Annotated in this window: 19 protein-coding genes; 13 read left to right on the top strand and 6 right to left on the bottom strand. The window is 69.0% G+C overall.

The window, feature by feature from the left end:
* Positions 1-5: 5 nt before the first annotated feature.
* Positions 6-1,001, bottom strand: a complete 996-nt coding sequence (locus ACYVIO_RS08850) for a glycosyltransferase family 2 protein (protein WP_460650165.1) — start codon at positions 999-1,001, stop codon at positions 6-8.
* 64 nt (positions 1,002-1,065) lie between these two features.
* On the opposite strand from ACYVIO_RS08850, the gene ACYVIO_RS08845 reads away from it, so the two are divergent.
* The gene (locus ACYVIO_RS08845) at positions 1,066-3,393 is read left to right on the top strand and encodes a hypothetical protein (protein ID WP_460652075.1); all 2,328 of its coding nucleotides are present in this window, start codon (positions 1,066-1,068) and stop codon (positions 3,391-3,393) included.
* Positions 3,394-3,617: 224 nt separating this feature from the next.
* Positions 3,618-5,867 carry a hypothetical protein gene (locus ACYVIO_RS08840; protein WP_460650164.1) on the top strand — a complete coding sequence of 750 codons (2,250 nt, stop codon included), beginning with the start codon at positions 3,618-3,620 and terminating at the stop codon, positions 5,865-5,867.
* On the opposite strand, the gene ACYVIO_RS08835 is transcribed toward ACYVIO_RS08840, so the two are convergent.
* Positions 5,852-6,880, bottom strand: coding sequence for a PseG/SpsG family protein (locus ACYVIO_RS08835; protein WP_460650163.1), 1,029 nt, complete (start codon positions 6,878-6,880; stop codon positions 5,852-5,854). The genes ACYVIO_RS08840 and ACYVIO_RS08835 overlap by 16 nt on opposite strands.
* A 196-nt stretch (positions 6,881-7,076) precedes the next feature.
* On the opposite strand from ACYVIO_RS08835, the gene pseB reads away from it, so the two are divergent.
* The 9 genes from pseB (at position 7,077) to ACYVIO_RS08790 (ending at position 19,050) form a co-directional block, all read left to right on the top strand.
* Positions 7,077-8,060 carry a UDP-N-acetylglucosamine 4,6-dehydratase (inverting) gene (gene pseB / locus ACYVIO_RS08830; RefSeq protein WP_184801701.1) on the top strand — a complete coding sequence of 328 codons (984 nt, stop codon included), beginning with the start codon at positions 7,077-7,079 and terminating at the stop codon, positions 8,058-8,060.
* 4 nt (positions 8,061-8,064) lie between these two features.
* A complete protein-coding gene (gene pseC, locus ACYVIO_RS08825; RefSeq protein WP_460650162.1) occupies positions 8,065-9,189 on the top strand; it encodes a UDP-4-amino-4,6-dideoxy-N-acetyl-beta-L-altrosamine transaminase in 1,125 nt (374 codons plus the stop codon).
* A gap of 37 nt (positions 9,190-9,226) precedes the next feature.
* Positions 9,227-10,699, top strand: coding sequence for a hypothetical protein (locus ACYVIO_RS08820; RefSeq protein ID WP_460652074.1), 1,473 nt, complete (start codon positions 9,227-9,229; stop codon positions 10,697-10,699).
* Positions 10,699-11,562 (top strand): hypothetical protein, encoded by an 864-nt coding sequence (locus ACYVIO_RS08815; RefSeq protein WP_460650161.1) that lies wholly within the window; start codon positions 10,699-10,701, stop codon positions 11,560-11,562. The genes ACYVIO_RS08820 and ACYVIO_RS08815 overlap by 1 nt, the downstream gene beginning before the upstream one ends.
* Positions 11,559-12,290, top strand: a complete 732-nt coding sequence (locus ACYVIO_RS08810; RefSeq protein WP_460650160.1) for a cytidylyltransferase domain-containing protein — start codon at positions 11,559-11,561, stop codon at positions 12,288-12,290. Before ACYVIO_RS08815 ends, ACYVIO_RS08810 begins: the two co-directional genes overlap by 4 nt.
* Before the next feature lie 84 nt (positions 12,291-12,374).
* Positions 12,375-13,175 carry a class I SAM-dependent methyltransferase gene (locus ACYVIO_RS08805; protein ID WP_460650159.1) on the top strand — a complete coding sequence of 267 codons (801 nt, stop codon included), beginning with the start codon at positions 12,375-12,377 and terminating at the stop codon, positions 13,173-13,175.
* Between the two features lie 104 nt (positions 13,176-13,279).
* Complete coding sequence (locus ACYVIO_RS08800; RefSeq protein WP_460650158.1) at positions 13,280-13,621, top strand: DUF485 domain-containing protein; 342 nt, start codon at positions 13,280-13,282, stop codon at positions 13,619-13,621.
* Positions 13,618-15,258, top strand: a complete 1,641-nt coding sequence (locus ACYVIO_RS08795) for a solute symporter family protein (RefSeq protein ID WP_460650157.1) — start codon at positions 13,618-13,620, stop codon at positions 15,256-15,258. The genes ACYVIO_RS08800 and ACYVIO_RS08795 overlap by 4 nt, the downstream gene beginning before the upstream one ends.
* A gap of 180 nt (positions 15,259-15,438) precedes the next feature.
* Positions 15,439-19,050, top strand: a complete 3,612-nt coding sequence (locus ACYVIO_RS08790) for a discoidin domain-containing protein (protein ID WP_460650156.1) — start codon at positions 15,439-15,441, stop codon at positions 19,048-19,050.
* Between the two features lie 199 nt (positions 19,051-19,249).
* Here the strand turns inward: ACYVIO_RS08790 and ACYVIO_RS08785 are convergent, their stop codons facing one another.
* Positions 19,250-20,071, bottom strand: a complete 822-nt coding sequence (locus ACYVIO_RS08785; protein WP_460650155.1) for a hypothetical protein — start codon at positions 20,069-20,071, stop codon at positions 19,250-19,252.
* A gap of 109 nt (positions 20,072-20,180) precedes the next feature.
* Here ACYVIO_RS08785 and ACYVIO_RS08780 point away from each other — a divergent pair, with 109 nt between their 5' ends.
* Positions 20,181-20,852 carry a Pr6Pr family membrane protein gene (locus ACYVIO_RS08780; RefSeq protein ID WP_460650154.1) on the top strand — a complete coding sequence of 224 codons (672 nt, stop codon included), beginning with the start codon at positions 20,181-20,183 and terminating at the stop codon, positions 20,850-20,852.
* Here ACYVIO_RS08780 and ACYVIO_RS08775 read toward each other — a convergent pair.
* Entirely contained in the window at positions 20,776-21,768 is a 993-nt protein-coding gene (locus ACYVIO_RS08775; RefSeq protein ID WP_460650153.1) for an ArsR/SmtB family transcription factor, read from the bottom strand. The two genes, ACYVIO_RS08780 and ACYVIO_RS08775, sit on opposite strands and share 77 nt — an antisense overlap.
* Before the next feature lie 97 nt (positions 21,769-21,865).
* On the opposite strand from ACYVIO_RS08775, the gene ACYVIO_RS08770 reads away from it, so the two are divergent.
* Positions 21,866-22,837 (top strand): superoxide dismutase, encoded by a 972-nt coding sequence (locus tag ACYVIO_RS08770; protein WP_460650152.1) that lies wholly within the window; start codon positions 21,866-21,868, stop codon positions 22,835-22,837.
* Positions 22,838-22,840: 3 nt separating this feature from the next.
* Here the strand turns inward: ACYVIO_RS08770 and ACYVIO_RS08765 are convergent, their stop codons facing one another.
* Complete coding sequence (locus ACYVIO_RS08765) at positions 22,841-23,314, bottom strand: MarR family winged helix-turn-helix transcriptional regulator (protein ID WP_460650151.1); 474 nt, start codon at positions 23,312-23,314, stop codon at positions 22,841-22,843.
* Positions 23,275-25,119 (bottom strand): asparagine synthase (glutamine-hydrolyzing), encoded by a 1,845-nt coding sequence (gene asnB / locus ACYVIO_RS08760; RefSeq protein ID WP_460650150.1) that lies wholly within the window; start codon positions 25,117-25,119, stop codon positions 23,275-23,277. The genes ACYVIO_RS08765 and asnB overlap by 40 nt, the downstream gene beginning before the upstream one ends.
* Positions 25,120-25,238 lie beyond the last annotated feature (119 nt).

Genomic DNA, 25,238 nt, shown 5'->3' with positions numbered 1-25,238 from the left:
GGAGCCTACCGCTGGTCGGGATCGCTGGATTCGAGCGCCTCGGCGTACGTGTGATGGCCCGGATCCTCCAGGCTGTCGTAGCCGACCAGGAACTGTGGGCGCTTCTGGCTGGACTGGAACAAACGGGCGACGTACTCGCCCAGCAGACCGAGGCACAGCAGCTGGATCGCGCCGATCACCGCCACGGCCAGAACGGTCGACGTCCAGCCGGGAATGCTCTGGCCGGTCAGCTTGATCACGAGGGCGCCGATCACGAACGCCATCGACAGCAGCCCGCCGAACAGACCGAGCCAGGTGGCCAGCCTGAGTGGCGCCGCGGAGAACGCCGTGACGCTGTCGAAGGCCAGCCCGAGCATCTTGCGCAGGTTGTACTTGGTCACCCCTGCGGCCCGCTCGGCCCGGACGTAGCGGACCTCGGCGCTCGGGAAGCCCAGCCAGGGGATCACCAGCCGGAACACCCTGCCGTCCTCGGGCAGCGCGTTCACCGCGTCCACCACGCGGCGCGACACCAGGCGGAAGTCACCGGCGTCGAACGGGATCTCCCGGCCGACCAGACGGCACATCAGCCGGTAGTACATCCGGGCGGTGGTCCGCTTGGCCCAGGTGTCGCTGGACCGGTCGGAGCGGACGCCGTACACGACGTCGACGTCCTGGTCGCGCGCAGCAGCGAGCAGCTCGGCGATCACCTCGGGCGGGTCCTGCAGGTCGGCGTCGATGGTGACCAGGTACTCACCGCGGGCCCGGCGGAAACCGGCCGACAGCGCGGCCTGGTGCCCGGAGTTGCGCAGCAGGCGGACCAGCCGGAGCTGCGGCCAGGTCTTGACCTCCTCGGTCAGCAGCGCGGCCGTCGCGTCCCGGCTGCCGTCGTCGACCACGACCACCTCGTAGCTGATCCCCAGACTGTCCAGCAGCGGGTGCATCCGCTCGAAGAAGATCGGCAGCACCTCCTCCTCGTCGTACATCGGTACGACGACAGAGAGCACTGGAACGGCGGTCGGCATCGGCACCTCCTCCCGTGAGGCTACTGTGCCCGGCTGACCCGGCTAATCTTCCTTCGTGCCAACGATGACGCTCGGAGCGCCCAGCTTGCCAGGTGCCCCGCCGCGTCAAGAACAAAAGCCGTTCCCGTGGCGGACTGCGCTGTCCGTCGTGCTCAAGGTCGCGGCGGGCGTCGCGCTGGCCTGGGTGCTGATCTGGCTGATGGCCGGGCACTCGTCCGGTGACAGCATCGTCCGGCTGCTGCGGTTCTGGGTCCTGGGCATCACGGTGCCGGGCACCATCCTGTGGCGGCTGGCCAGCCCGTTCCGGCACAACCTGATCGAGGACTTCGCCGCCGGCTCACTGGTGGGCGTCTCCGTCCTGCTGCTGGTCTACATGGCCGTCGCGCCGATCGGCCTGCAGGAGTGGGCCTGGCTCTGGATCGTCCCGGTCTTCCTGGTGGCCGTCGCCGTACCGTCCTGGCGCAGGCGCTGCCTGAGCCGGGTGGAACGGCCGGTCAACCCACTGACGGCCTGGCTGATCGCAGGGGCCTGCGTGCTCCCGATCTACGCGACCGGCCGCTACCGGAACCTGGTGCCCGCGCCGTACGCCGATGCCCGCTCGAACTCGCCGGACATGGCCTTCCACCAGGCCCTGTCCGCCAGTGCGAAGTACGACTTCCCCCTGCAGGCGCCGTACCTGCAGGGCGAGAAGATGGATTACCACTACTTCTGGCACCAGTTCACGGCCGCCACGGCCTGGGCGACGGGCGTGGACCTGACCGACCTCGTCTACACGATCGGCTGGATCCCGCTGCTGCTCGCCGGGTGCGCACTGATCTTCGCGCTGACCGACCGGATCGCTCCGGGCTCCCGCTGGGCCGGCCCGCTCGCCATCGCCGTCGCCGGCATCGGCGGCACGGTCAACGCCTACCCGAACGTCACCCTGCCGGCCGAGGGCCTGACCAACTACGTGTGGGGCAGCCCCACGCAGAACCTGGGCGGCGGGCTGATCGCGCTGATGGCCCTGCTGGGCGTGGACCTGCTCCGCGGCCGGAGCTCGCCGGCCAGCTACGCGCTGTTCGTCCTGATCGGTGTGGCCGCGTCGGGCTCGAAGGCGACCGTGCTGCCGCTGATCATCTGCGGCTTCGGCCTGGTGCTGTTCATCCGGATCTTCTACCGCCGGTTCGCTGTCAACGCGCTGGTCCTGATCGGTGTGCTCAGCGCGGTCTTCCTGGCCGCGATCGTGGTGGTTTTCGGCAACCACTCCTCCGGCCTCGCGGTCCGGCCGTGGGTCACCTTCGCCAAGATCGGCACGTACCCGCTGACGGCCAAGGAGGTCGGTTGGGGCGAGTACGACCACGGCGCCATGTGGACCAGCGGCATCATCGTGTGCCTGTCGCTGCTGCTCGGCTCGGCCGGCCTGCTCGTCCTGGCCGGTACGACGGCCCGCTGGTTCCGCGACCCCGGGATGATCTTCCTGGTCGGCATCGCGATCGCCGGCTTCGGCGGGATGGTGCTGACCGACCAGCCGGGGACCAGCCAGATGTACTTCCACCGCACCGCCGTACCGATCATCGCCGCGCTGGCCGCGGCGGGTGCCTGGATGCTGGTCTTCTGGTTCGCCGACCGACGCTCCGGGATCGCCGTACTGGCTTCGGTGCTGGGCGGCGCGGGCGCGACGTACCTGGCCAGGGAGATCACTCGCGCCAACCCTGGTGAGGGCAAGCCGTTCCGCCGTCCGGACGGCACGCTGACCGGTCTGGTCGCGCCCTGGCTGTGGACGTTGCTCTTCCTGCTCCTGGTGGCCGGACTGGTCACCGGGCTGTGGAAGCTGGCCAAACGACGTGGCCGACCGAGCCGGATCGCCATGGCGTCGTTCGTCCTGGCCGGCATGGGTGCCGGGCTGCTGCTGCCCGTGCAGACGATGCTGAACTACCGCGAGGTCACGCTACAGCCGCTGACCGACAAGTACCCGCTGGGCCCGACGCAGACCCAGACCGAGGCCGCGCACTGGCTGCGGGACCACACCTCGCCATCCGACCTGGTCGCGACCAACGCGCACTGCGCGATGAAGAACGCCTCCGGCTGCGACGTCCGGCACTTCTGGATCTCCGCGCTGTCCGAGCGGCACGTGCTGGTCGAGGGCTGGGGCTACACCAACACCATCAACGACCTGGTCGCCGCGACCGGCAAGAGCCCGAACGGCCTGCCGTTCTGGGACGAGCAGAAGCTCGAGGACAACGACCGGGTGTTCGTCTCGCCGACCCGCGACAACCTGCGGCTGCTGAGCAGCAAGTACGGCGTGCGCTGGCTGTACGCCGACCCGACCCAGACAGCTGTCTCGCAGAACCTCAACACGCTGGCAACGCTGCGCTACGCGACGCCCGACGCGCTGATCTACGAACTGCCGTGACCACTGTTCGTGACACGCGTGTACCTGTTCGTGGTCTAGCCCGATTAGGGGGTGTCTGGTGATTCCCCGCCGTAGCGAGCAGTTGCTCGGTGCGGTAGCTCGGTGCGCGGGAGACGAGCGTGGCGATGCGAAGCATCGTGAGCTTGGCTCCCGTGCAGCGAGATGCCGTGCCGAGTGACGCGCAGTAGGCGGGGAATCACCAGACACCCCCTAAGGTGACCCGCATGGCGAAGGCGAGGCGGCGCGGGCCGAGGGAACGCGGCACCGGCTCGATCGCCGGCCTTGCAGCCGTCGTACCGGTCGCTGTGCTGGCTCTGGTGATGATGGACCGGCACGCTCCGGTGCTGGACGTGCTGAAGTTCACCGCCTTCGTTTTGCTCGGTGTGGGACTGCCCGGCCTGGTGCTGTGGCGACTTATCGGCTCCTACCGGCGCAACCTGGTCGAGGACTGTGCAGCCGGCTTCGCCGTCGGTACGGCGGCTCAGCTGCTCGTCTACCTGGCCAGCTCGTCCGTCGGGCTCCAGCGCTGGTCCTGGGTGTGGGCTCCGATCGTCCTGGTCGTCGGTGTGATCGACGGCGACGTCAGGGCACGGGTGTGGCGCCGGGTGGAGGCTCCGCTCGCGCCGATCACCGCCTGGCTGCTGGCGGCGTCCACGGGCCTGGTCATGCTGCTGATGTACGCCAAGGGCCCTGGGCGCTACGCACCGGCGTACACGGATCCGAACGTGGCCTTCTCGGACATGGCCTTCCACCAGGCGCTGGCGGCGAGCGCCAAGAGCGACGTACCGATCGTGCCGCTGTGGGTCTTCGGCGAGCCGATGAAGTACCACACGTTCTTCCACCAGGTGGCTGCCGCGACCTCCTGGTCGACCGGGATCAACCTGACCAACCTGCTGTACGCGCTGCTGTGGGTGCCGCTCGCGCTGGCCTGCTGCGCGCTGGTGTTCACGTTGACGCAGCGCTTCCTGGTGAAGCCTGGCGAGGAGCCGCATCCGGGCGCTGTGTGGGCCGGGCCGTTCGCCGTACTGCTGGCTGGAGTGGGTGGCACGCTGCAGCCGCTGCACGACATCTCGCTGGGCAACATCTCGATGGCTTCGAGCCAGTACCTGAGTCCGACGCAGAACCTGGGCATGATGCTGGCGCTGCTGCTCGCCGTACTGGCTGTGGACCTGCTGCGGGCCAAGCCGGTGCGGAGCCGGTGGATCCTGTTCCTGCTGGTCGCACTGGCCTCGTCCGGTGCCAAGGCGACGATCCTGCCGCTGGCGATCTGCGGGTTCGGACTGGTCTTCATGGCCCGGCTGGCGACCAGGCGGTCGACCTGGCGGGCTCTGGTCGGCGGACTGATCGTGCTGGTGATCTTCATCGCCGCGGCCGTCGTGGTGTTCGGTGGAGAGTCGTCCGGCCTGCAGATCAAGCCGGCGCAGATCTTCATCCAGCTCCAGCCGTACGCCGCACTCCGGCACGGCACTGGGGTGGACCGGGCCGCTCAGCTGCTCAGTGCGGTGACGACGACGGCCGCGTGGGGTCTGGCCGTGGTCGGCGTGCTGTTCCTGCGCAGGTTCTGGCGGGATCCCGGTGTGGTCTTCCTGGCCGGTGCCGCGATCGGCGGCTTCGCGGCGAGCGTGCTGACGTCGCAGCCCGGGGTCAGCCAGGTCTACTTCTACCGGACCGCTTTTCCCTTCCTGGCGGTGCTTTCCTGCCTCGGGCTGGCCCGGCTGGCCGACAAGCTGGGCGACCGGCGGAGCGGCGTACTGGTTGCTGCTGCGGCTGGTCTGGGGCTGCTCGGCGCAGGCTTTGCCAGAGTGGCGTCGGACGGCGTGTCCGGCGTGAAGGTGCCGTTTCTCCTGACCCTGCTGGCGTTGCTGGTGGCCGGACTGGTCGTAGCCATCGTGTGGCGAATCGGCCAGCGCCGTGGTGGCCTCTTCACCGCAGCACTGGCCTCGCTGGTCGCCGCCTGCATGGCCGGCTCGACCTCACTCCCCCTGCTGACGCTCGTCTCCGACCAGGCGACGCTTGTCATCTACGGCAAGGTCGCCGGAGGCGGTCCGACCACTGCCGAAGCCGACGCGGCCCGCTGGCTGCAGGCGAACACGGGCAAGGACGACCTGGTCGCCACGAACGCGCACTGCATCGTCCAGCGCGGTGACGTCTGCGACAGCCGCCACTTCTGGATCGCGGCCCTGTCCGAACGCCAGATGCTCGTCGAGGGCTGGGCCTACACCAACCGCGCCAACCGCATCTCCGTCGCCGAAGGCGGCAACCCCAGCCTGCTCAAGTTCTGGGACCGCGAACTGCTGGCCACCAACGACGCCGCCTTCACCTCGCCGTCGGCCGCGATCATCGACCGACTCCGCCGCTACGGCGTCCGCTGGCTGTACGCCGACAACCGCGCCGGACTGGTCTCCCCGGACCTCAAGCAGTACGTCCGCCTCCGCCACGCCACCCTGGACGCGACGATCTACGAGATCAGGTGAAACAGGGCGTCGGCTACGCGGACTCGCCCCTGGCCGTCGACCAACTCGTAGCCGGCCGCAGCTAGACGGGCCCGCTCAATCGGGTCCTGCAGCAGCGGGCCCAGTACGGCGGCAGCTGCGGTGGGGTCCTGCTTGAGGTCGGAGAGGACACCGACGCCGACGGCCGCGCCGGTGGCGACCGTGCGCTCGTAACCCATCACCTGGTTGTCGACCACGCAGACCAGGCCCGCTGTCGCGCCCAGGCACAGGAGCTCCCAGGTGGAAGTGCCGGAGGCGCTGATCACCAGGTCGGAGGCCACGACGGCCTTGGCCAGCTGGGAGGTCGGGCCGATCACCTCGACGTGCTGGCCGTCCTGCAGGTCGACCGCGGCGATCGAGGCGGCCAGTTCGTCACCGGGAGCGATCACGAGCGCCTCGAACGGCTGACCGGTGGCCGCCAGCGCTCGGACGACGTACGGGCCGGCTCCGAACGCGTCGGTGCCGCCGAAGAAGGCGAAGATCTTCGGGACCGGGTTGGTGCGGACCGTCGGGGGCTCGGTGGGCCGCAGCTCGAGGATCTCGTTCCGGAGGAGGACGTAGTCGAGGCCGGCCAGCCGGACGGCACCGGCGGGCAGCTCCGGGCTGTCCTGCTCGGAGCCGAGGTTCTGGTCGACCAGGATGTCGGCCACGGCCCCGCCGTACCCGCCGTCGACGATCGCCAGCGTCGGCAGTCCGGTCGCTCGTACGGCGGCGAACACGGCCGGATCGAGGTCGTAGGAGTCCCAGACCACCGCGGTCAGCTCCAGCCGCCCGAACAGCGCCAGGTGCTCCTCAGCGGTCCAGACCGCCGGTTCGACGGCGATCCCGCGGCTCCGGATCTGCTCGTCCGCCCACGGCACCGTGTGACTGTCGCAGACGAACACGACCTCGGCTCCCCGGCGTGCCAGCTCCTCCGCGAGCGCCAGACTGCGCATCACGTGACCGATCCCGCGCTTGGGGCCTACGTCACACCTGACACCGATCCGCGAGTTCACGCCCAGACCGTACCGGGTGAGCTGAACCACGTGGGACGGCGGCGAACTTCTGGGGCGGAAGGGGCGTCTGTCCACAGGCGGGCCAACCGGTGATTGAGGCATCCGACGGGTGGCCCGCTATCGTACGGAGTTGCCGTCAAGGGTGTGAACTTCACGGCTGTCCGGAACTGTCCCCCTCAGAAGGGTCCTACTCGACGTGTCCATCCTCACCGGCTCCGACATCCTGGTCACCGGCGGCACCGGCTCCTTCGGCAAGGCGTTCATCCGCTACGCGTTGGACAACCTGGACCCGCGCCGGATCATCATCTTCAGCCGCGACGAGCTCAAGCAGTGGGAGGTCCGCCAGCTGTTCGGCGACGACCCCCGGCTGCGGTTCTTCATCGGCGACATCCGCGACCGGCAGCGGCTGAACCGGGCCATGCACAAGGTCGACTACGTCGTCCACGCGGCCGCCCTGAAGCAGGTCGACACCGCGGAGTACAACCCGTGGGAGTTCGTCCAGACCAACGTGGTCGGCTCGCAGAACGTGATCGAGGCCTGCATCGACTCCGGCGTGAAGAAGGTCGTCGCGCTGTCCACCGACAAGGCCTCCAGCCCGATCAACCTGTACGGCGCGACGAAGCTGACCGCCGACAAGCTGTTCATCACCGGCAACCACTACGCCGCCGCCTACGAGACCCGCTTCTGCGTGGTCCGCTACGGCAACGTGATGGGCTCGCGCGGCTCGATCATCCCGAAGTTCCGGGCCCTGCACGAGGCCGGCCAGTCGCTGCCGATCACCGACCTGCGCTGCACCCGCTTCCTGATCACGCTGCCCGAGGCCGTCCAGTTCGTGGTCGACTCGTTCGAGCAGATGCAGGGCGGCGAGCTGTACGTGCCGCGGATCCCGTCGATGAAGATCACCGACCTGGCCCAGGCGATCGCGCCGGGCGCCAAGATGCACGACATGGGCCTGCGCCCGGGCGAGAAGCTGCACGAGGAGATGATCAGCCCGGAGGAAGGCCGCCGCGCCCTGGCGATCGGCGACCGCTACGTGCTGCAGCCTGATCTGGCCACGTGGGGCTACCAGGCGCCGGCCGACGGCGTACCGGTCGCGGACGGGTTCCACTACACCTCGGACAACAACGAGGAGTGGTACACGATCGAGGAGATCACCAAGATCCTCGAGAGCGACGTCTGAGCCGATGCTGCCCTACGGACGTCAGTCGATCAGCGACGAGGACATCGAGGCGGTCAGCGCGATCCTGCGCGGTGACTGGCTGACCACCGGACCGACCGTCACCGCGTTCGAGAACGCGATCGGCGAGCTGGCCGGCGGCCACCGCGCCGTCAGCTGCACCTCCGGGACGGCGGCCCTGCACATGGCGTACGCCGGACTGGGCGTCGGGCCCGGTGACGAGGTCGTCACCACGCCGATGACGTTCGTGGCGACCGCGTCCTGCGCGGCGCTGCTCGGCGCGAAGATCGTGTTCGCCGACGTCGAGGAGGACACGGCGCTGCTCGACCCGGCCGCCGTCGAGGCGGTCGTCACCGACCGGACCAAGGTGATCGCGGCCGTCGACTACGCCGGGCACGCGGCCGACTACGACGCGCTGCAGGCGATCGCCGACCGGGTCGGCGCGAAGACGCTCGGCGACGCCGCGCACTCGGTCGGCGGCACCTACAAGGGCCGCCCGGTCGGCGACCTGGCCGACGTCACCACGCTGTCGTTCTTCCCGACCAAGAACCTGACCACCGGTGAGGGCGGCGCGGTCGTCGCCAAGGACCCGGCGGTGGCCCAGCGGGTGCACGAGTTCCACCACATCGGCGTCGTCCGCGACACCGAGCGGTTCGAGCACACCGACGAGGGCTCCTGGTACTACGAGGTGCACGAGCACGGCCTCAACTACCGGCTGACCGACATCGCCTCCGCGCTCGGGCTGTCCCAGCTCAAGCGGCTGGACGCGTTCAAGAAGCGCCGTACCGAGATCACCGCGCGCTACAACGAGGCCCTCGCGGGCGTCGACGGCCTCCGGACGCCGGCCCAGCGCGACACCGTCGACCCGGCCTGGCACCTGTACCCGGTCCGGATCCTCGAAGGCCGCCGCCGGGAGATCTTCGACGGCCTGCGCGCGGCCGGCATCCTCGTCCAGGTGAACTACATCCCGGTGCACTGGCAGCCGGTGTTCACCGCGGCCGGTTACCAGCGCGGCATGTTCCCGAACGCGGAGCAGTTCTACCGCGAGGAGATCTCGCTGCCGATGTTCCCCGACCTGACCGACGCGGACGTCGATCGGGTGATCGAGACGCTGACGAAACTGGTCTCCTGATCACCTTTCTTTGCGGAGAGTCAGAGAATTGACCACTGTGACCCCTGACCAGTCCTCGGAAGAGACCAGTCCAGCACGCTCGGTGATGATCGCCGGGGAGCTGCTGAACTGGTCCGACCTGCACCCGTCGGACGGCCGTCCCGCGATCGGCGGGCCGGTGGCGGCCGAGCTGCTGGCGGCCGCCGTACGCCCGACCGACTCCGTGCTCGTCGCCGGACCGCACTCGCTGGAGCTGCTCGAGCAGATCGCCAAGACGGCGGCCTCGGTCGACGTCCTGGCACGCTCGGCGCCCGACGCCGAGGAGATCGCGAAGGCGCTCGGCGTCCGCGTCTTCTGCGGCACGCTCGACCACTTCGGCCCGGAGCACGGCGAGGCGTCGTACGACACGGTCGTGGCGCTCGACGGGATACCGCGACTGATCGGTCCCGATACGCTGGTGATGCCGTGGGCGGACGGGCTCGCGGTGCTGAAATCTCGGCTCGCCCCGGGAGGACAGCTCCTGCTCGGTGCCGAGAACAGCTTCGGCATCGAGCGCCTGGTCCAGCCGGATCCGACCGTCACCGTGCCGCGCGACGAGGACTGGCCGGCCGACGTGCGCGGCGACGCCGCGGCGCCCGCGGGCTTCAAGTCTGTGGTGAGCGCGCTGGAAGCCGCTGAGCTGCCGGTGACCAGCACTTATGCCGTCTACCCGAACCTCGTCGGAGCCTCGGTGGGGTTGAGCGCTGTCGACGGGCCGCTCGCGGCTGCGGTGGTCGCTCGCGCGGTCGCCGCCAAGTTCAGCGGACCGACGCTGACCGACCCGTACCGGACGACCCAGGAGGCGATCGCCGCCGGGCTGGGTGTCGAGCTGGCCCCCGCCTGGCTGTTCGTGGTGGGCGGGGCTGCCGACGCGGCCCCCGCACAGCTGCCCGCCGGGGTGGTGCCGGAAGGCAGCGGAGTGCTGGTTGAGGAAGAGTTGCTCACCGCGCTCCGGATCGACGACCACGCGGCGCTGCGACGCATCGTCCCGGCGTACGTCGAGTGGCTGCGCGCGCAGGACGCGGCAACAGCCGCGGTCGCTTCGCCCGACAACGTGATCGCCGACGGTACGTCGTACCGGCTCTTCGGCACCGCACCGGCGCTCGAGAGCACCGGGGACGCGCTCGTGGTGGCGCAACTCGGGCGATTCGTCCGGCGCTCGCTGGAAACGGGCTCACGGCAACCGTGGGCGGCCGGCAGCGCGCCGCGCGACCTGACCGCACGACTGGCCTCGATGGCAGGCATCACCGTCACCGACGAGCTCTGGGCCGCGGTTGCTGACAGCAACGAGATGATCCGCCCGCAGGGCAGCACGGAGCAGCTGGCGACGATCGCCCGGCTGAGCCAGGAGCTGGCCGACGCGAGCGCGCAGGCGACCTGGTTCGAGGGTCAGTTGAAGGGGATCCGGCGCTCCAAGCCGTACCGGGTCGGTCAGGCGGTGCTGAACCCGGCCCGCGTGGTGGTCAAGCGGGTCCGCCGCGTGGTGCGCTGATGCACCACGCCAACCACTTCTACGGCCACGCGCACATCATGGCCCAGTACGCCGGGCTGCCGGCCGGTGATCCGCCGACCATCTGGGGCTACCTGCAGCACGGCTGGAACATCCTGGACGGGTTCGCGTACAACACCGCGTTCGTGGCCGGGATGCCGAAGTTCGTCTGGTCCGACACGGTCCGCCGCCGCGGCTGGTCGATGGGCCTGCGCAACTACTCGGTGATCGGGTCGGCCTGGCTGTACCTGCTCGAGCTGCACCCCGAGCTGGCCGCGCCGGCACCGGATGCCGCGGGCACCATCTTCTACCCGTTCCACGGCTGGGAAGGCCAGAACGTGCTCGGCGACCACGCCGAGATCGTTGCCTCGATCAACGAGCACGAGACCGGGCCGGTGACCGTCTGCCTGTACTGGAACGAGTTCGAGAACGAGGCGATCAAGCAGGTCTACACCGACGCCGGTTTCCGGGTGATCACGCACGGGTACCGGGGCCTGCACTGGCGCAAGACCGACGCCGACTTCCTGCTCAAGCAGCTCAAGGAGCTGCGCAAGCACCGGCGGGTCGCCTCCAACCGGCTCAGCTCCGCCGTGCTGTACGGTGCTTCGATCGGACTGCAACCGGGCGTGTACGGCGACCCGATGCTGCTGGAGAACGAACACCCCTCGTTCGGCGGCCAGGCCCGGATCCGGCGCCTGTGGCCGGAACTGAACCAGCCGTACGTGCCGCTCGACCTGGCCAAGGCGTTCACCGACGCCGAACTGGGCGTCGAGCACCTGGCCGGACCGGCCGAGATCCGTGACCTGTTCCGCTGGACCGATCCGGCGATACTGGTCAGACCCAGAACTGCGAAGGTGTTGTCATGAAGATCGGGATCATCACCCAGGCCCGCGCCACCAGCACGCGGCTCCCGGCCAAGGTGCTGCTCGAAGCCGGAGGCCGGACGTTCCTCCAGCACCACCTGGACCGGCTGGCCGCGACCGGCCTGCCGGTGATCGTGGCCACCACCACGAACTCCGACGACGAGCCGATCGTCGAGCAGACCACGGCGGCCGGGTTCCCGGTCTTCCGCGGCAGCGAGTTCGACGTGCTGGCCCGGTTCGCGGGCGCGATCCGCGAGCACGAACTCGACGGCGTCGTCCGGGTCACCTCGGACTGCCCGCTGATCGACCCGGGCGTCATCACCGAGGGCGTGGACCGGTTCGAGGCGGAGGCCGCCGACAACCTGTACGTCTCGAACTGCCTCGAGCGGACCTACCCGCGCGGGATGGACTACGAGATCTTCTCCGGTGCACGCCTGCTGCAGGCCGACGCCGACGCGACGATCCCGGCCGACCGCGAGCACGTCACGTCGTATCTGCACCAGAACCGGACCGGCGACATGCGGCTGCTGAACATGCCGTGGGACGGCGGCGACGGCTCGCAGTACCGGCTCACGCTGGACACGCCGGACGACCGTCAGCTGCTCACGACGCTCATCGAGGAGTTCGACGCGGCCGACCTGAACTGCGCCGACCTGGTCGCGATCATGGGCAAGCACCCCGAGCTGCACGCGATGAACGAGCACATCGAGCAGAAGAAACTCGGAGAGTAGAACACCTGTCGCGGCAGGATTGGCAGACACGCCCTACCGCGCGCCCTGACGTCACCGGGCGCGCCTACGGCATGATTTACGGTGATGACCACCGACGACCCAGGACCTGAGCGCGCCCGCTCCTTCGGCGCCGTGGCGGCCGCGTACGACGCGGGCCGTCCGACGTTCCCCGCCGAGGCGCTGTCGTGGATCCTCGGGCCGGGTCGTCTGCAGGTGCTCGACCTGGGCGCTGGGACCGGGAAGCTGACCGCCGTCGCGGCCGCGCTCGGCCACGACGTGGTCGCGGTCGACCCGTCGGAGGAGATGCTGGCGGTGTGCCGCACGGTGCCGGGCGTCGACACGATGGTCGGCGCGGCCGAGTCGATCCCGCTCGCGCACGGCTCGGTCGACGCGGTGATCGTCGGGCAGGCCTTCCACTGGTTCGACCACTCCCGGGCGCTGCCCGAGATCGCCCGCGTGCTGCGGCCGAACGGCGTACTGGGCCTGCTCTGGAACCACTACGACACCGTCGTACCGTGGGTACGGCGCTTGCACCGCGCGATCATCGGTGAGGACTTCCTGGCCGGTGCCGACCAGTTCGACCCGATGCCGATCCTGCTGCAGTCGGACCTGTTCGCCCAGGTGCAGACCGGCCGGTTCCGGCACTGGCACGACCTGGACCGCGGCGGCCTGCGCCAGCTCGCCCTGTCGCACTCGCGGGTCTCGGTGCTGACCGAGTCCCGCCGCGAGTCGGTGCTCGAGCAGATCGACGGGATCTACGACGGCACCGCCCGTCCCCCGGAGCCGCTGCGGATGCCGTACTTCACCAACTGCTACCGCACCTGGCCGAGCGACCTGGCCAACTACCAGCGCGGCCTCGACGCTCCGGTCGCGCCTCCGCTCTGACCGGCGGCGCTCTGACGCCCTCGGCAACTTTTTGGTCGCGGTGGGTCACAAACGCGTCCCCGAGGGCTAACGTGCATCTGTTCGTTCCCGACTGAGGGGTGCAGATGGAAGACGACGCAGTGCGCGAGCGGGACGCCCGCGCGTACGAAGCGGTGCACGACGCGGCCGACTTCACCGAGCTGAAACGCCGCTACAAGAACTTCGTGGTGCCCTGGACCATCACGTTCATGGTCTGGTACCTGGCCTACGTGGCCTGCAACAACTGGGCCCGGGACTTCATGAGTACGCGGGTGGTCGGGCACATCAACATCGCGCTGATCTTCGGCCTGCTGCAGTTCGTCTCCACCTTCGTGATCGCGTTCGTGTACGGCCGGTTCGCGAACCGCAAGCTCGACCCGCTGGCGAGCGGGCTGAACGCCAAGTACAAGAGGGAGCGCCGCCGGTGAGCACTCTGTTGATTCCCCTCGCCGACGCCGAGCCCGGCAACCAGGCGCTGACCATCTCGCTGTTCACCGCGGTCGTCGCCGTGACGCTGTACATCACCTGGTGGGCGTCGCGGCAGAACAAGACCACCGCCGACTACTACGCTGGCGGCCGCTCGTTCAGCGGCTCGCAGAACGGCCTGGCCGTGGCCGGCGACTACATGTCGGCGGCAAGCTTCCTCGGCATCTCCGGCCAGATCGCGCTCTACGGGTACGACGGCTTCCTGTACTCGATCGGCTTCCTGGTCGCCTGGCTGGTCGCGCTGCTGCTCGTCGCCGAACTGCTGCGCAACTCGGGCCGGTTCACGATGGCCGACCAACTGGCGTTCCGGATGAAGCAGCGCCCGGTCCGTACGGCGGCCGCGTCCTCCACGATCGTCGTCTCGATCTTCTACCTGCTGGCCCAGATGGTCGGCGCGGGGTCGCTCGTCGGCCTGCTGCTCGGCGTGAAGAGCGAGGGCCTGAAGGCCGGCGTGATCGTGCTGGTCGGCGCGCTGATGATCGTCTACGTGACGATCGGCGGCATGCGCGGCACCACCTGGGTGCAGATCGTGAAGGCCGTGCTGCTGATGACCGGCACGCTGCTGATCACGTTCCTCGTCCTGCTGAAGTTCGACTTCAACCCGTCCAAGCTGCTCGGCGCGGCCGCGGCCAACTCGGGCAAGGGCGAGGCGTTCCTGCAGCCCGGTCTGCTGTACGGCAAGGACCTGGTCGGCCAGATCGACTTCCTGTCCCTCGGCCTGGCCCTGGTCCTCGGTACGGCGGGCCTGCCGCACATCCTGATCCGCTTCTACACCGTGCCGGACTCCAAGTCCGCGCGACGGTCGGTGCAGTGGGCGATCGGCCTGATCGGCGCGTTCTACCTGATGACACTGGCCCTCGGGTTCGGTGCGGCGGCGCTGCTCAACACGGGCAAGGACAGTGCGGTCGCGGCCTCCAAGGGCAACACCGCGTCGGTGCTGCTCGCCGAGGTGGTCGGCGGCGGTGCCGACTCGATCGGCGGCGCGATCCTGCTCGCGCTGATCGCGGCCGTTGCCTTCGCCACCATTCTGGCCGTGGTCGCCGGACTCACGCTGACCTCGGCCTCGTCGTTCGCGCACGACCTGTACGTGAACGTGATCGCCAAGGGCAAGGTGACCGAGAGGAACGAGATCCGGGTCGCCCGGTTCGCCGCGATCGGGATCGGCGCGGTCGCGATCGGGCTGGCGATCCCGGCGCAGAAGCTGAACATCGCGTTCCTGGTCGCGCTGGCCTTCGCCGTCGCCGCCTCGGCCAACCTGCCGGCGCTGCTGTTCAACCTGTTCTGGAAGCGGTTCAACACCTCCGGCGCGGTGTGGAGCATCTACGGCGGTCTGATCTCGGCCGTCGTCCTGGTGATCTTCTCGCCGGTCGTGTCCGGCTCGCCGACCTCGATGATCACCGGCGCGGACTTCTCCTGGTTCCCGCTGTCCAACCCCGGCATCGTCTCGATCCCGCTCGGCTTCCTGCTCGGTGTGATCGGCACGTTCGTCGGCAAGGACCGCGGCAGCGAGCTGCGCTACAACGAGCTGTCCGTCCGCGCGCTGACCGGCGCCGGCGCGGAGGGTGCCGCCAAGCACTGACCCGTCCCGCTGCTCTACCCCCTCGAGGGCGTCGCTCCGACCGGAGTGGCGCCCTCGAGCCGTTGACGCTGCGGTGAAGCTGCCGTAACAATAAGCCAGCGCTGCGCAAAAATTTCATAGTTTTGAGAAATTTCTTGATAGTCCTCTGTGCCTTTACCACCCGCCCACCGGAGAGGCCCCATGAGAACCAAGTCAGTGAAGAGGCGCTTGCTCGCCTCGATGCTCGCCGGCAGCCTGCTGTTGTCCGCAGGTCCCGTCTTCGGCTCCGCCCAGCACGTCCCGTCCGGCAGCACCGCGTCGGCCGCCGTACTGGCCGGCCCGAACCTCGCCGCCGGCAAGGCCGCCTCGGCCAGTACCAGCACCCAGAACTACGCCGCGTCCAACGTGACCGACGGGAACCAGAACACCTACTGGGAGAGCGCCAACAACGCCTTCCCGCAATGGGTCCAGGTCGACCTGGGCTCCTCGGTCAGCACCAACCAGGCCGTGCTCAAGCTGCCGAGCTCCGGCTGGGGCTCGCGCAACCAAACCATCGCCGTCCAGGGCAGCATCGACGGCCAGAACTTCACCGACCTGTCCCCCTCGGCGTCCCGGGCCTTCACCGCGCCCGGCAACACCGTGACCATCGACTACGGCGCGGCCACCGTCCGGTACCTCCGGATCCGGATCACCGCGAACACCGGCTGGCCCGCGGGTCAGCTGTCCGAGCTGGAGGTCTACGGACCGGCCACCGGTGACACCCAGGCTCCCACCGCCCCGGGCAACCTGTCGTTCACCGAGCCCGGCACCGGCCAGATCCGGCTCACCTGGACCGCGTCGACGGACAACGTCGGCGTCACCGGGTACGACCTGTACGCCAACGGCCAGCTGCGCACCAGCCTCGGCGGTGGCGTCACGACGTACACGGACACCCAGCCGGCCTCGACGTCCGTGACGTACTTCGTCCGGGCGAAAGATGCCGCGGGCAACCAGTCGCCGAACAGCAACAGCGTCACCCGCGGCGGCAGCACCGGCCCGGGCAGCAACCTCGCGCTGCGCAAGCCGATCACGGCGTCCGGGTTCGTGCACACCTTCGTGGCGACGAACGCGAACGACGACAACGTCACGACGTACTGGGAGGGCAACGCCAACCCGGCCACGCTCACCACGGAGCTCGGCTCGAACGCCGACCTCAGCTCGGTCGTCGTCCGGCTCAACCCGGACAGCGCGTGGGGCAACCGGACGCAGACCTTCTCGATCCTGGGCCGGGAGCAGAGCGCATCGGGGTTCACGACGATCGCGGCCTCGGCGTCGTACAACTTCAGCCCGTCGTCCGGCAACACCGTGACGATCCCGATCGGCGCGCGAGCGGCCGACGTACGGCTGAACTTCACCGGCAACACGGGCGCTCCGAGCGGCCAGGTCGCCGAGCTCCAGGTGATGGGCGTGCCCGCCCCGAACCCGGACCTCACGCTGTCCGGGGTGTCGTGGACGCCGACGTCGCCGGTCGAGACCGACGCGATCACCGTCCGCGGGACCGTCAACAACACCGGTACGGCGGCCTCGGGCGCGACCAACGTCAACTTCTACCTCGGTGAGACCAAGGTCGGTACGGCTTCGGTCGGTGCACTCGCGGCCGGCGCTTCGACGACCGTGACCGCGTCGATCGGGACCCGCGACGCGGGCAGCTACCCGCTGAGCGCGAAGGTCGACGAAGCGAACACGATCATCGAGCAGAACGACGCGAACAACTCGGCCAGCAGCGCATCGCCGTTGGTGGTGACTCCGGTGGCGAGCTCCGACCTGGTGGCGGGCGCGGTCACCTGGACGCCGGGCAACCCGGCGGCCGGGACCAACGTCGCGTTCTCCGTTGCCATTCGCAACCAGGGGTCGATCGCGTCGGCCTCGGGGGCGCACGGGATCACGTTGACGCTGCTGAACGGGAGCACCGTCGTACGGACTCTGACGGGGTCGTACTCCGGTGCGATCGCTGCTGGCGCGACGGCTCCGGCTGTTTCGTTGGGAAGCTGGCCGGCGGTGAACGGGCGGTACTCCGTCCGCGTCGTCCTGGCTGACGATGCCAACGAGCTGCCGGTGAAGCGGACCAACAACACGTCCGAGCGGCCGTTCTTCGTGGGTCGCGGCGCGAACATGCCGTACGACCACCTGGAGGCCGAGGACGCATCCGTCGGCGGTGGCGCCACGGTGGTCGGCCCGAACCGGACCATCGGTGATCTCGCCGGGGAGGCGTCCGGCCGGAAGGCCGTCACGCTGAACTCGAACGGCGCGTTCGTCGAGTTCACCACGCGGGGCAGCACGAACACGCTGGTGACCAGGTTCTCCATCCCGGACGCGGCCGGCGGTGGCGGAATCAACTCGACCGTCAACGTGTACGTCAACGGCGCGTTCCACAAGGCACTGCCGCTGACCTCGAAGTACGCCTGGCTGTACGGCGCGGAAGCGAGCCCGGGCAACTCGCCGGGCGGCGATCCCCGCCACATCTACGACGAGGCGAGCCTGATGCTCGACGGGACCTTCCCGGCGGGCACGAAGATCAAGCTCCAGAAGGACGCCGCGAACACCACGAACTACGCGATCGACTTCGTCGACACCGAGCAGGTGGCGCCGACCGCGAACCCGGGTTCGACGTACGCGGTGCCGGCCGGCTTCGGTCACCAGGACGTGCAGAACGCGCTCGACCGGGTCCGGATGGACACCACCGGCACCCTCGTCGGCGTCTACCTGCCGCCGGGTGACTACCAGACGTCGAGCAAGTTCCAGGTTTACGGCAAGGCGGTCAAGGTGCTCGGCGCCGGCCCCTGGTACACGAAGTTCCGGGCGCCGACGACGCAGGACAACACCGACGTCGGGTTCCGCGCGGAGGCCTCGGCCAACGGGTCGTCGTTCACCGGCTTCGCCTACTTCGGCAACTACACCTCACGGATCGACGGGCCGGGCAAGGTGTTCGACTTCTCGTCCACCGCGAACATGACCATCGACAACATCTGGGTCGAGCACATGGTCTGCCTGTACTGGGGTGCCAACACCGACAACTCCACGATCAAGAACTCGCGGATCCGGAACATGTTTGCCGACGGCATCAACATGACCAATGGTTCGGCCGGCAACACCGTCAGCAACAACGACGCCCGCGCGACCGGGGACGACAGCTTCGCCCTGTTCAACGCCACCGATTCCGGTGGTGGCGAGGTCCGGGACAACGTCTTCGAGAACCTCTCGTCGACGCTGACCTGGCGGGCGGCCGGCTTCGCGGTGTACGGCGGCACGAACAACGTCTTCCGCAACCTGTACGTCGCGGACACGCTCGTGTACTCCGGCATCACGATCAGCTCGCTCGACTTCGGCATCCCGATGGCCGGCTTCGGCGCGACACCGCCCACCCGCTTCGAGAACATCTCGGTGGTCCGCTCCGGCGGCCACTTCTGGGGAGCCCAGACGTTCCCCGGCATCTGGATCTACTCCGCCACCAAGATCTTCCAAGGCATCCGCCTGACCGATGTCGACATCGTCGATCCGACGTACTCCGGCATCATGTTCCAGACCGACTACGTCGGCGGCAGCCCGCTCTTCCCCGTCGCCGACACCATCCTCACCAACGTGTCGATCTCCGGCGCCCGCAAGTCCGGCGACGCCTACGACGCCAAGTCCGGCTTCGGCATCTGGGCCAACGAACTCCCCGAACCCGGCGAGGGCCCCGCCCGAGGCACCGCGGTCTTCAACAACCTCACCCTCACCAACAACGCGGTAGACATCCGCAACACCACCACAACCTTCACCATCACCCGCAACTAGCCCGCCCCCAACAGAACGGCCGCCGACCAACAGGTCGGCGGCCGTTCCGCTGTACCTCGCACGCCGACGCGGCTCACCCACCGTCCGGTGGGCTGCCGAGCCCACTTCAGAGAGCTCTACTGCCCCAAGCACCACCGACCGTACCGCCAAAACCCCTTGTTTCCAGGGCACTTCGCCATCTGCCCCGTACTTCGGGCTGTTATGGCTGGGGTTGATCGGGATCTGCCCTGCGGCGGTGGCGGGAGATCAGGTACGCGGCGCCGGTGAGGGCTGTGAGGGCTAGGCAGGCGTAGCTGAAGTAGAGGCTGCCTTGGGCGTCTGACTTCTTGGACTGGGTGGCGCCGGCGGGGCGGGCTTGGGTGGGGTTGGTGACGACGTACTCGACCTGCTGGGTGCCGCCGGGGGCGGGGACTCGGGATTCTTCTACTCGGTCTTCGGCTTTGATCTTGGTGGTGATTTCCTGGCCGTTGGCGGTGAAGCGGACTTCCAGGTAGCGGTCGCCGAAGCCGGCGGGGCCGTCGTCGTAGCGGAGGATCTGGGCAGGGGCGGTGGCCAAGGGGGCTTCGAACGGGCCTTGGTCGGCGTTGAAGTAGCCGATAGCGAAGAAGGCGGCGGCCAGCAGGGCGAAGAAGCCGCTCAGGCCGGCCGGGATCAGCGGGTCGCCTCGGCGGCGCCAGGTGGGGTCGTCCGAGATTGTGGCGGCGTGCTTGCCCGTGGAGGCGGGGAGGGTGACGTACGTGGCGGGGCTGATACCTCGGGCCCAGAGGACGACGATGACCAGCAGGGAATAGGCAGCCCAGGCTGTGACGGTGAGCAGGCCCGTGATGGCGCCGGTGAAGAAGTAGTCCTCGGTGGAAGCGCCGGTGAAGACGGCGATCAGGGCGAAGATGCCGCCCAGGGCGGCGGCGAAGCCGAAGAGGGCGAAGACGAAGACGAACGGGACCGACCCGCCGGTGGACTCGCCCAGTTGGTACAGGCGGCAGGGGCCGACGAGGAAGATCCTTCGCAGCAGTCGGCGCATGGAGTGAGGATCTCAGGACCGCGGGGCAATCCCGGAGTTTTCCGCGTGGCGGGGAGCAGTGTCGTGCGGCCGCGGGCACGATGTGGGGATGGCTGGTACGACGGGGACAGTGGCTCGCACATGGCGCGGGGCGATCGTGGTGGTGATTGTCGTCTCGTTGGTGATTCAGTTGGTGCTGATCTTCACCGGTGGTGCCGACGCCAACTCCGGGGAGACCGGTCAGTCGATCGGGGTCAGGCTCTGGCGTCTGGTCAGCTTCTTCACGATCGAGAGCAACCTGATCGTCCTCGCGGCGCTGGCAGTCCTCGTCCGCAGGCCGACGTACGACGGCAAGTTCTGGCGCGTTCTGCATCTCGACGCCCTGCTCGGCATCGTGATCACCGGACTCGTGTTCGCGATCGTGCTCGCGCCGCAGGTGCACCTGACCGGGTGGGCGCTGGCGGCAACGATCGGGTTCCACTACATCTCGCCCTGGGCGACCCTCATCGGCTGGCTGGTGTTCGGCCCCCGCCCAAGGATGTCCTGGGCAACAGTCGGGCTCGCGTTCGTCTGGCCCGTCGCCTGGCTGGTCTACATCTTCGTCCAGGGCGCCTTCACCGACTGGTACCCGTATCCGTTCCTCGACGCCAACGACCTCGGCCTCGGCGTTGCCCTCCGCAACTCCACGTTCGTGCTCGTCCTCGGCATCGCGCTCGCGGCCGGCTTCAAGACCCTGGACTCCAAACTGCGCCGAGATTCAGGCGATTCGGAGTCTGCAGCAGCCGGTGCCCCGTCGGAGTGAGCGAGTGCAAGGCCGTTCCGCCCGCCCGGTGCGTGGTGATCAGACCCGCCGCCCGCAGGATGCGAGTGTGGTCGGAGGTCGAGGCCAGCGAGATCCCGCAGCGGCGCGCCAACTGCGTCGTACTGGCTGAGCTCGACAGAGATCGGAGCACGGTGGCCCTGGTTCGGCCGAGCAGGTCGGCCAGTGCGTCGGAGTCGAGGTCATCGAGCTCGAGGTCCGCGCAGGGATAGACCAGGACCGGCCGCCGGCCAGGCACGTCCAGCGCCAGACACTCGGCGGTAAAGGGCGACGGGTACAGCTGCAAGCCTCGTCCCTCCAGCCGGATGTCGAGCGTCGGCCCCGCGCTCAGCCCGTACGACGTGAGCACCGGATCGGCCCACGTGATGTCCGGGTGCAGCCCGCCGAGCATCGCGTCGACCCCGCCGTGCAGCAACGCACGGGACCGCAGTGCGAGGTCCGCGCCGTACCGGCGTTCGAGCTCGCTCCCGGACGGCGTCAGCACCTGCTGATGAAAGTCCCGTACGGCGTGGCCGAGCGCACGACGCGCCCCGGCCCGTCCAGCCAGCAGCCCTTCCATGAACGGCTCCACCTGCGCAGGCAGCCACGGCCCGAGCTGGTCCCTGACGACCTCGGCCGGCGTATCGCAGAGCACCTCGACCGCCGGCTCCAGCCCGGGCGCCTCGACCACCGGCGTCAGGAAGTCCGGGAACTGCCCACCGGGCGCGATCAGCTTGAACAGCGGCCGCATCGACGGCCGCACGCGCGGCCCGGCCATCCGCCGCCAGCGCCGCGCGACGGGCGGGATCGCGCGGTCACCGAGCACGCGGGCCGCGAGCGCCGCCTCCCACAGCGGTTCGGGCTCGACCGGGAACACCACCCGCCCGAGGTCCGCCGCCGTGAACTGGATCCGGATCACAGGCTCGATTGTGCCCATCGGCAGGCCGATCCGGCGAGTACTTCGGCCCCAACCGAAACCGGTCGCCGCACCACCGGACGCGATCCACCCTGACCCGATGAGACTCCGCGTACTCGCAGCCCTCGTCCTCACCGTCGTCGCCGCTGCCCAGCCGGTCACCGCCCAGGCTCACCAGCCGGACCGGCCGCCGGCGGACGACCCACCCGTCACGGCTCAGGCCAAGCACCATCCCGGCCGGCCCGCGACGTACGTCGTGTCGACCACTCCCGGCGACACCCCGGAAGGAATCGAGGTCACCCGTGACGGCACCGTCTACGTCACCAGCGTCGGCACCGGCGCCGTCTTCAAGGGCTCGGTCCGCGACCCGCGGCTGCGACTCTGGCTGCCGCCGGGCCGCGACGGGCGAACCTCCGCGACCGGCATCCACACCGACCGGTGGGGCCGCGTCCTGGTCGCCGGAGCGAGCACCGCGAAGCTCTTCCTGTACGACGCCCGCGGCCGTCTCCTGGTGACGAGGTCAGCCCAGGAAGGGGCCTTTCTCAACGACTTTGTGATCGTCGGCGACCACGTCTACGTCACCGACTCCGCCCATAACCAGATCTGGCGCGCGCGACTCACCCGGCGCGGCCTGGGCGAGCTCGAGCCCTGGCTGACCCGCGACAAGATCGAGCCGATCCCCTACTTCCTCAACGGGATCGTCAGCGACGGCAAGGTCCTCCTGGTCGGCGAGCAAGGCCAGGACCTCACCTACCGGATCGACCTTCGCACCAAGCAGGTCCGCCCGCTGGAGGTCGACGGCATCCTCTCCGGCGACGGCTACCTGCTCGAAGGACACCGCCTGTACGCCGTCTACAACGCCGGCGCGGGCAAGTACGTCACCCGGCTGGCCCTGCTCGACAAGAGCCTGAGCCGAGCAACACTCGTGGCCGATTCCCAGCCAGGCGCGCCCGGAGCGACTCCGACCACGATCGCCCGCGACGGTAACCGGCTGATCTGGGTCAACAGCCAGCTCGACGTGGCGCCCGGCACCCCGCCGTACACGGTGTCCGTCGTCCCCGGACTGCGCTGAGCCCTACAAGTCGTCGGCCACGCCGTACAGGATCTCGCCCGCCTCCAGCACCTTCTCCCGGTCCTCGGGCGTGAGGTTGGTCAGGATCGCGGTGAGCGCCTGCCCGGCGTCGGCCCGCATGTGCGCGACGGTCTCGGCGCCCTGCTCGGTCAGCTCGACCGCGGTCGCCCGGCCGTCGAGCGTGTCGGGCCGGCGTCGTACCAGTCCTGACGTCTCCAGTACGGCGACGGTCGTGGTCGCGGTCGGCTGCGAGCAGGGCACCTTGTTCGCGATCGTGCCGATCCGGACCGGCTGCTCGCGGGCGATCACCAGCAGCGCGATGAACTGGGTCGGGTGCATCGAGGTCGACATCGCGGTCTTCCGGAGGTGCCGGACGATCCGGTGCATCGCCACCATCAGGTGGACTGCCTTCTCGTCCAGCACGATCACCCCGTCGGTCAGGCCGCCCGGATCTCGGGACGGTAGATGTCCACCCATGTTGCCAGTGAGAGCAACTGTTCCAGGTTCTGCCGCGCATCGGCAGCGGATTCACCCTGAAGACTCGCTGAGACTTTCGCGCGATCGGCCAGCGCGAACACCGGGTGATCGTCGCTGAGCAACTGCCGCGCCTGCTCGGCCAGGGCGACGACGTACGCCGGATCCTGCGTCTGCGGGTACGGGCTCTTGGTGCGAGTGGCAACGGACGACGGCAGAACGTTCCGCGTAGCGGCACGGAGCAGACTCTTCTCCTGCCCGTCGAAGGTCTTCAGCGACCAGGGTGTGTTGAAGACGTACTCGACCAGCCGGTGGTCGCAGAACGGCACGCGGACCTCCAGCCCGACAGCCATCGACATCCGGTCCTTGCGGTCGAGCAGCACGCGGACCATCCGGGTCAGGTGCAGGTAGCAGATCTTGCGCATCGTCCACTCGTGGTCGCTCTCGCCGTCCAGCCGGTCGATCTCGCCGACGGCCTCGTCGTACCGGCTCTGCACGTACGACCGGAGGTCGAGCCGCCGCAGCAGGTCGTCGCGCAGCAGCCCACCCGGTCCGTTGCTGCGCCGGAACCCCCGGAAGGCCAGCCACGGGAACGTCTTCGCCTGCTGCACCTCGGCCTTGTGGAACCACAGGTACCCGCCGAAGATCTCGTCGGCCGACTCCCCCGACAACGCGACCGTCGACTGCTCGCGAATCGCCTTGAACAGCAGGTAGAGCGAGCTGAAGATGTCCCCGCCGAGCGGCGCGTCATTGGCGCGTACGACGGTACGCCGTACTGCCGGATCCGTCAGGGCAGCGTTGTCGAGCACGATGTCCGAGTGCTGCGACTTCACCAGGTCGGCGACGTCGTGCACGTACGGCGTGTCCGGCGTGGTGCGGAGTTCACTGGCCACGAAGTTCTCGGCCTGGCCGGCGAAGTCGACCGCGAAGCTGCGGACCTTCTTGCCTTCCTCGGCGAGCTGCTGCGCGGCCAGGCCCGTGATCGCGCTGGAGTCGAGTCCACCGGACAGCAGCACGCATCGCGGGACGTCGGCAACCAACTGCCGCCGCGTGATGTCGTCGAGCAGCTCGCGGACGTGCGCGATCGACGTGTCCTGATCGTCGGTGTGCGGCCGGGTCTCGAGCCGCCAGTACGTGCTCTTCCGTACGCCGTTGCGATCGACCGTCACGACCGTGCCCGGCTCGACCTCGGCCATCCCCGCCCACAGCGACAGGCCGGGCGTCTTGCTCATCGTGAGCAACTCGCGCAGCCCGTTGTCGTCCACCGCCGGCTTGGCGATCGGGTTGGCGAGGATCGCCTTCGGCTCCGAGCCGAACAGCACGCCGTCGTCGGTCGGGTAGTAGAAGAACGGCTTGATGCCCATCCGGTCGCGGACCATCACCAGCTTGTCCTCGCGCGGGTCCCAGATCGCGAACGCGTACATCCCGTTCAGCCGCTCGGCGAACGCCTCGCCCCACTCGAGGTACGCGTGCAGCACGACCTCGGTGTCGGAGTCGGTCGTGAACGCGTGCCCGCGGGACCGCAGCTCGTCCTTCAGCTCCAGGTAGTTGTAGGCCTCACCGCTGTAGACCATGCCGACCGTCGTCGTACCGCCGTCGCGGGCCGGTACGTCGACCGTCATCGGCTGCTCGCCACCCGGCAGGTCGATGACGGCCAGTCGCCGGTGCCCGAGGGCGACGTGCGGGGCCCACCAGGTCCCGCGCGCGTCCGGCCCACGGCAGGCCATGGTTTCGGTCATCGCGTCGACGGTCGCCCTTTCGGCCGCCAGGTCACGCCGGTAGGCCACCCATCCGGTGATGCCACACATGCGGTTCTCCTGTCGTCGCAGAAATGCATTCGCGCCCAATGTATTTCGCACCGACGGTGACGACAACGCCGCTGAAGGTGAGGTAGCTCATCTCGGGCAGCGAGCCGCCGCCCGCGACG

The sequence above is a fragment of the Kribbella endophytica genome, from assembly GCF_054781295.1.
This window is presented reverse-complemented; position numbering and strand designations above follow the sequence as displayed.

What these genes read in the sequence shown, in the direction of transcription:
- ACYVIO_RS08850 (WP_460650165.1), bottom strand. Translation starts at nt 1,001, where the DNA reads ATGCCGACCGCCGTTCCAGTGCTCTCTGTCGTCGTACCGATGTACGAC.
- ACYVIO_RS08845 (WP_460652075.1), top strand. Translation starts at nt 1,066, where the DNA reads ATGACGCTCGGAGCGCCCAGCTTGCCAGGTGCCCCGCCGCGTCAAGAA.
- ACYVIO_RS08840 (WP_460650164.1), top strand. Translation starts at nt 3,618, where the DNA reads ATGGCGAAGGCGAGGCGGCGCGGGCCGAGGGAACGCGGCACCGGCTCG.
- pseC (WP_460650162.1), top strand. Translation starts at nt 8,065, where the DNA reads ATGCTGCCCTACGGACGTCAGTCGATCAGCGACGAGGACATCGAGGCG.
- ACYVIO_RS08815 (WP_460650161.1), top strand. Translation starts at nt 10,699, where the DNA reads ATGCACCACGCCAACCACTTCTACGGCCACGCGCACATCATGGCCCAG.
- ACYVIO_RS08810 (WP_460650160.1), top strand. Translation starts at nt 11,559, where the DNA reads ATGAAGATCGGGATCATCACCCAGGCCCGCGCCACCAGCACGCGGCTC.
- ACYVIO_RS08805 (WP_460650159.1), top strand. Translation starts at nt 12,375, where the DNA reads ATGACCACCGACGACCCAGGACCTGAGCGCGCCCGCTCCTTCGGCGCC.
- ACYVIO_RS08800 (WP_460650158.1), top strand. Translation starts at nt 13,280, where the DNA reads ATGGAAGACGACGCAGTGCGCGAGCGGGACGCCCGCGCGTACGAAGCG.
- ACYVIO_RS08790 (WP_460650156.1), top strand. Translation starts at nt 15,439, where the DNA reads ATGAGAACCAAGTCAGTGAAGAGGCGCTTGCTCGCCTCGATGCTCGCC.
- ACYVIO_RS08785 (WP_460650155.1), bottom strand. Translation starts at nt 20,071, where the DNA reads ATGCGCCGACTGCTGCGAAGGATCTTCCTCGTCGGCCCCTGCCGCCTG.
- ACYVIO_RS08770 (WP_460650152.1), top strand. Translation starts at nt 21,866, where the DNA reads ATGAGACTCCGCGTACTCGCAGCCCTCGTCCTCACCGTCGTCGCCGCT.
- ACYVIO_RS08765 (WP_460650151.1), bottom strand. Translation starts at nt 23,314, where the DNA reads ATGGGTGGACATCTACCGTCCCGAGATCCGGGCGGCCTGACCGACGGG.
- asnB (WP_460650150.1), bottom strand. Translation starts at nt 25,119, where the DNA reads ATGTGTGGCATCACCGGATGGGTGGCCTACCGGCGTGACCTGGCGGCC.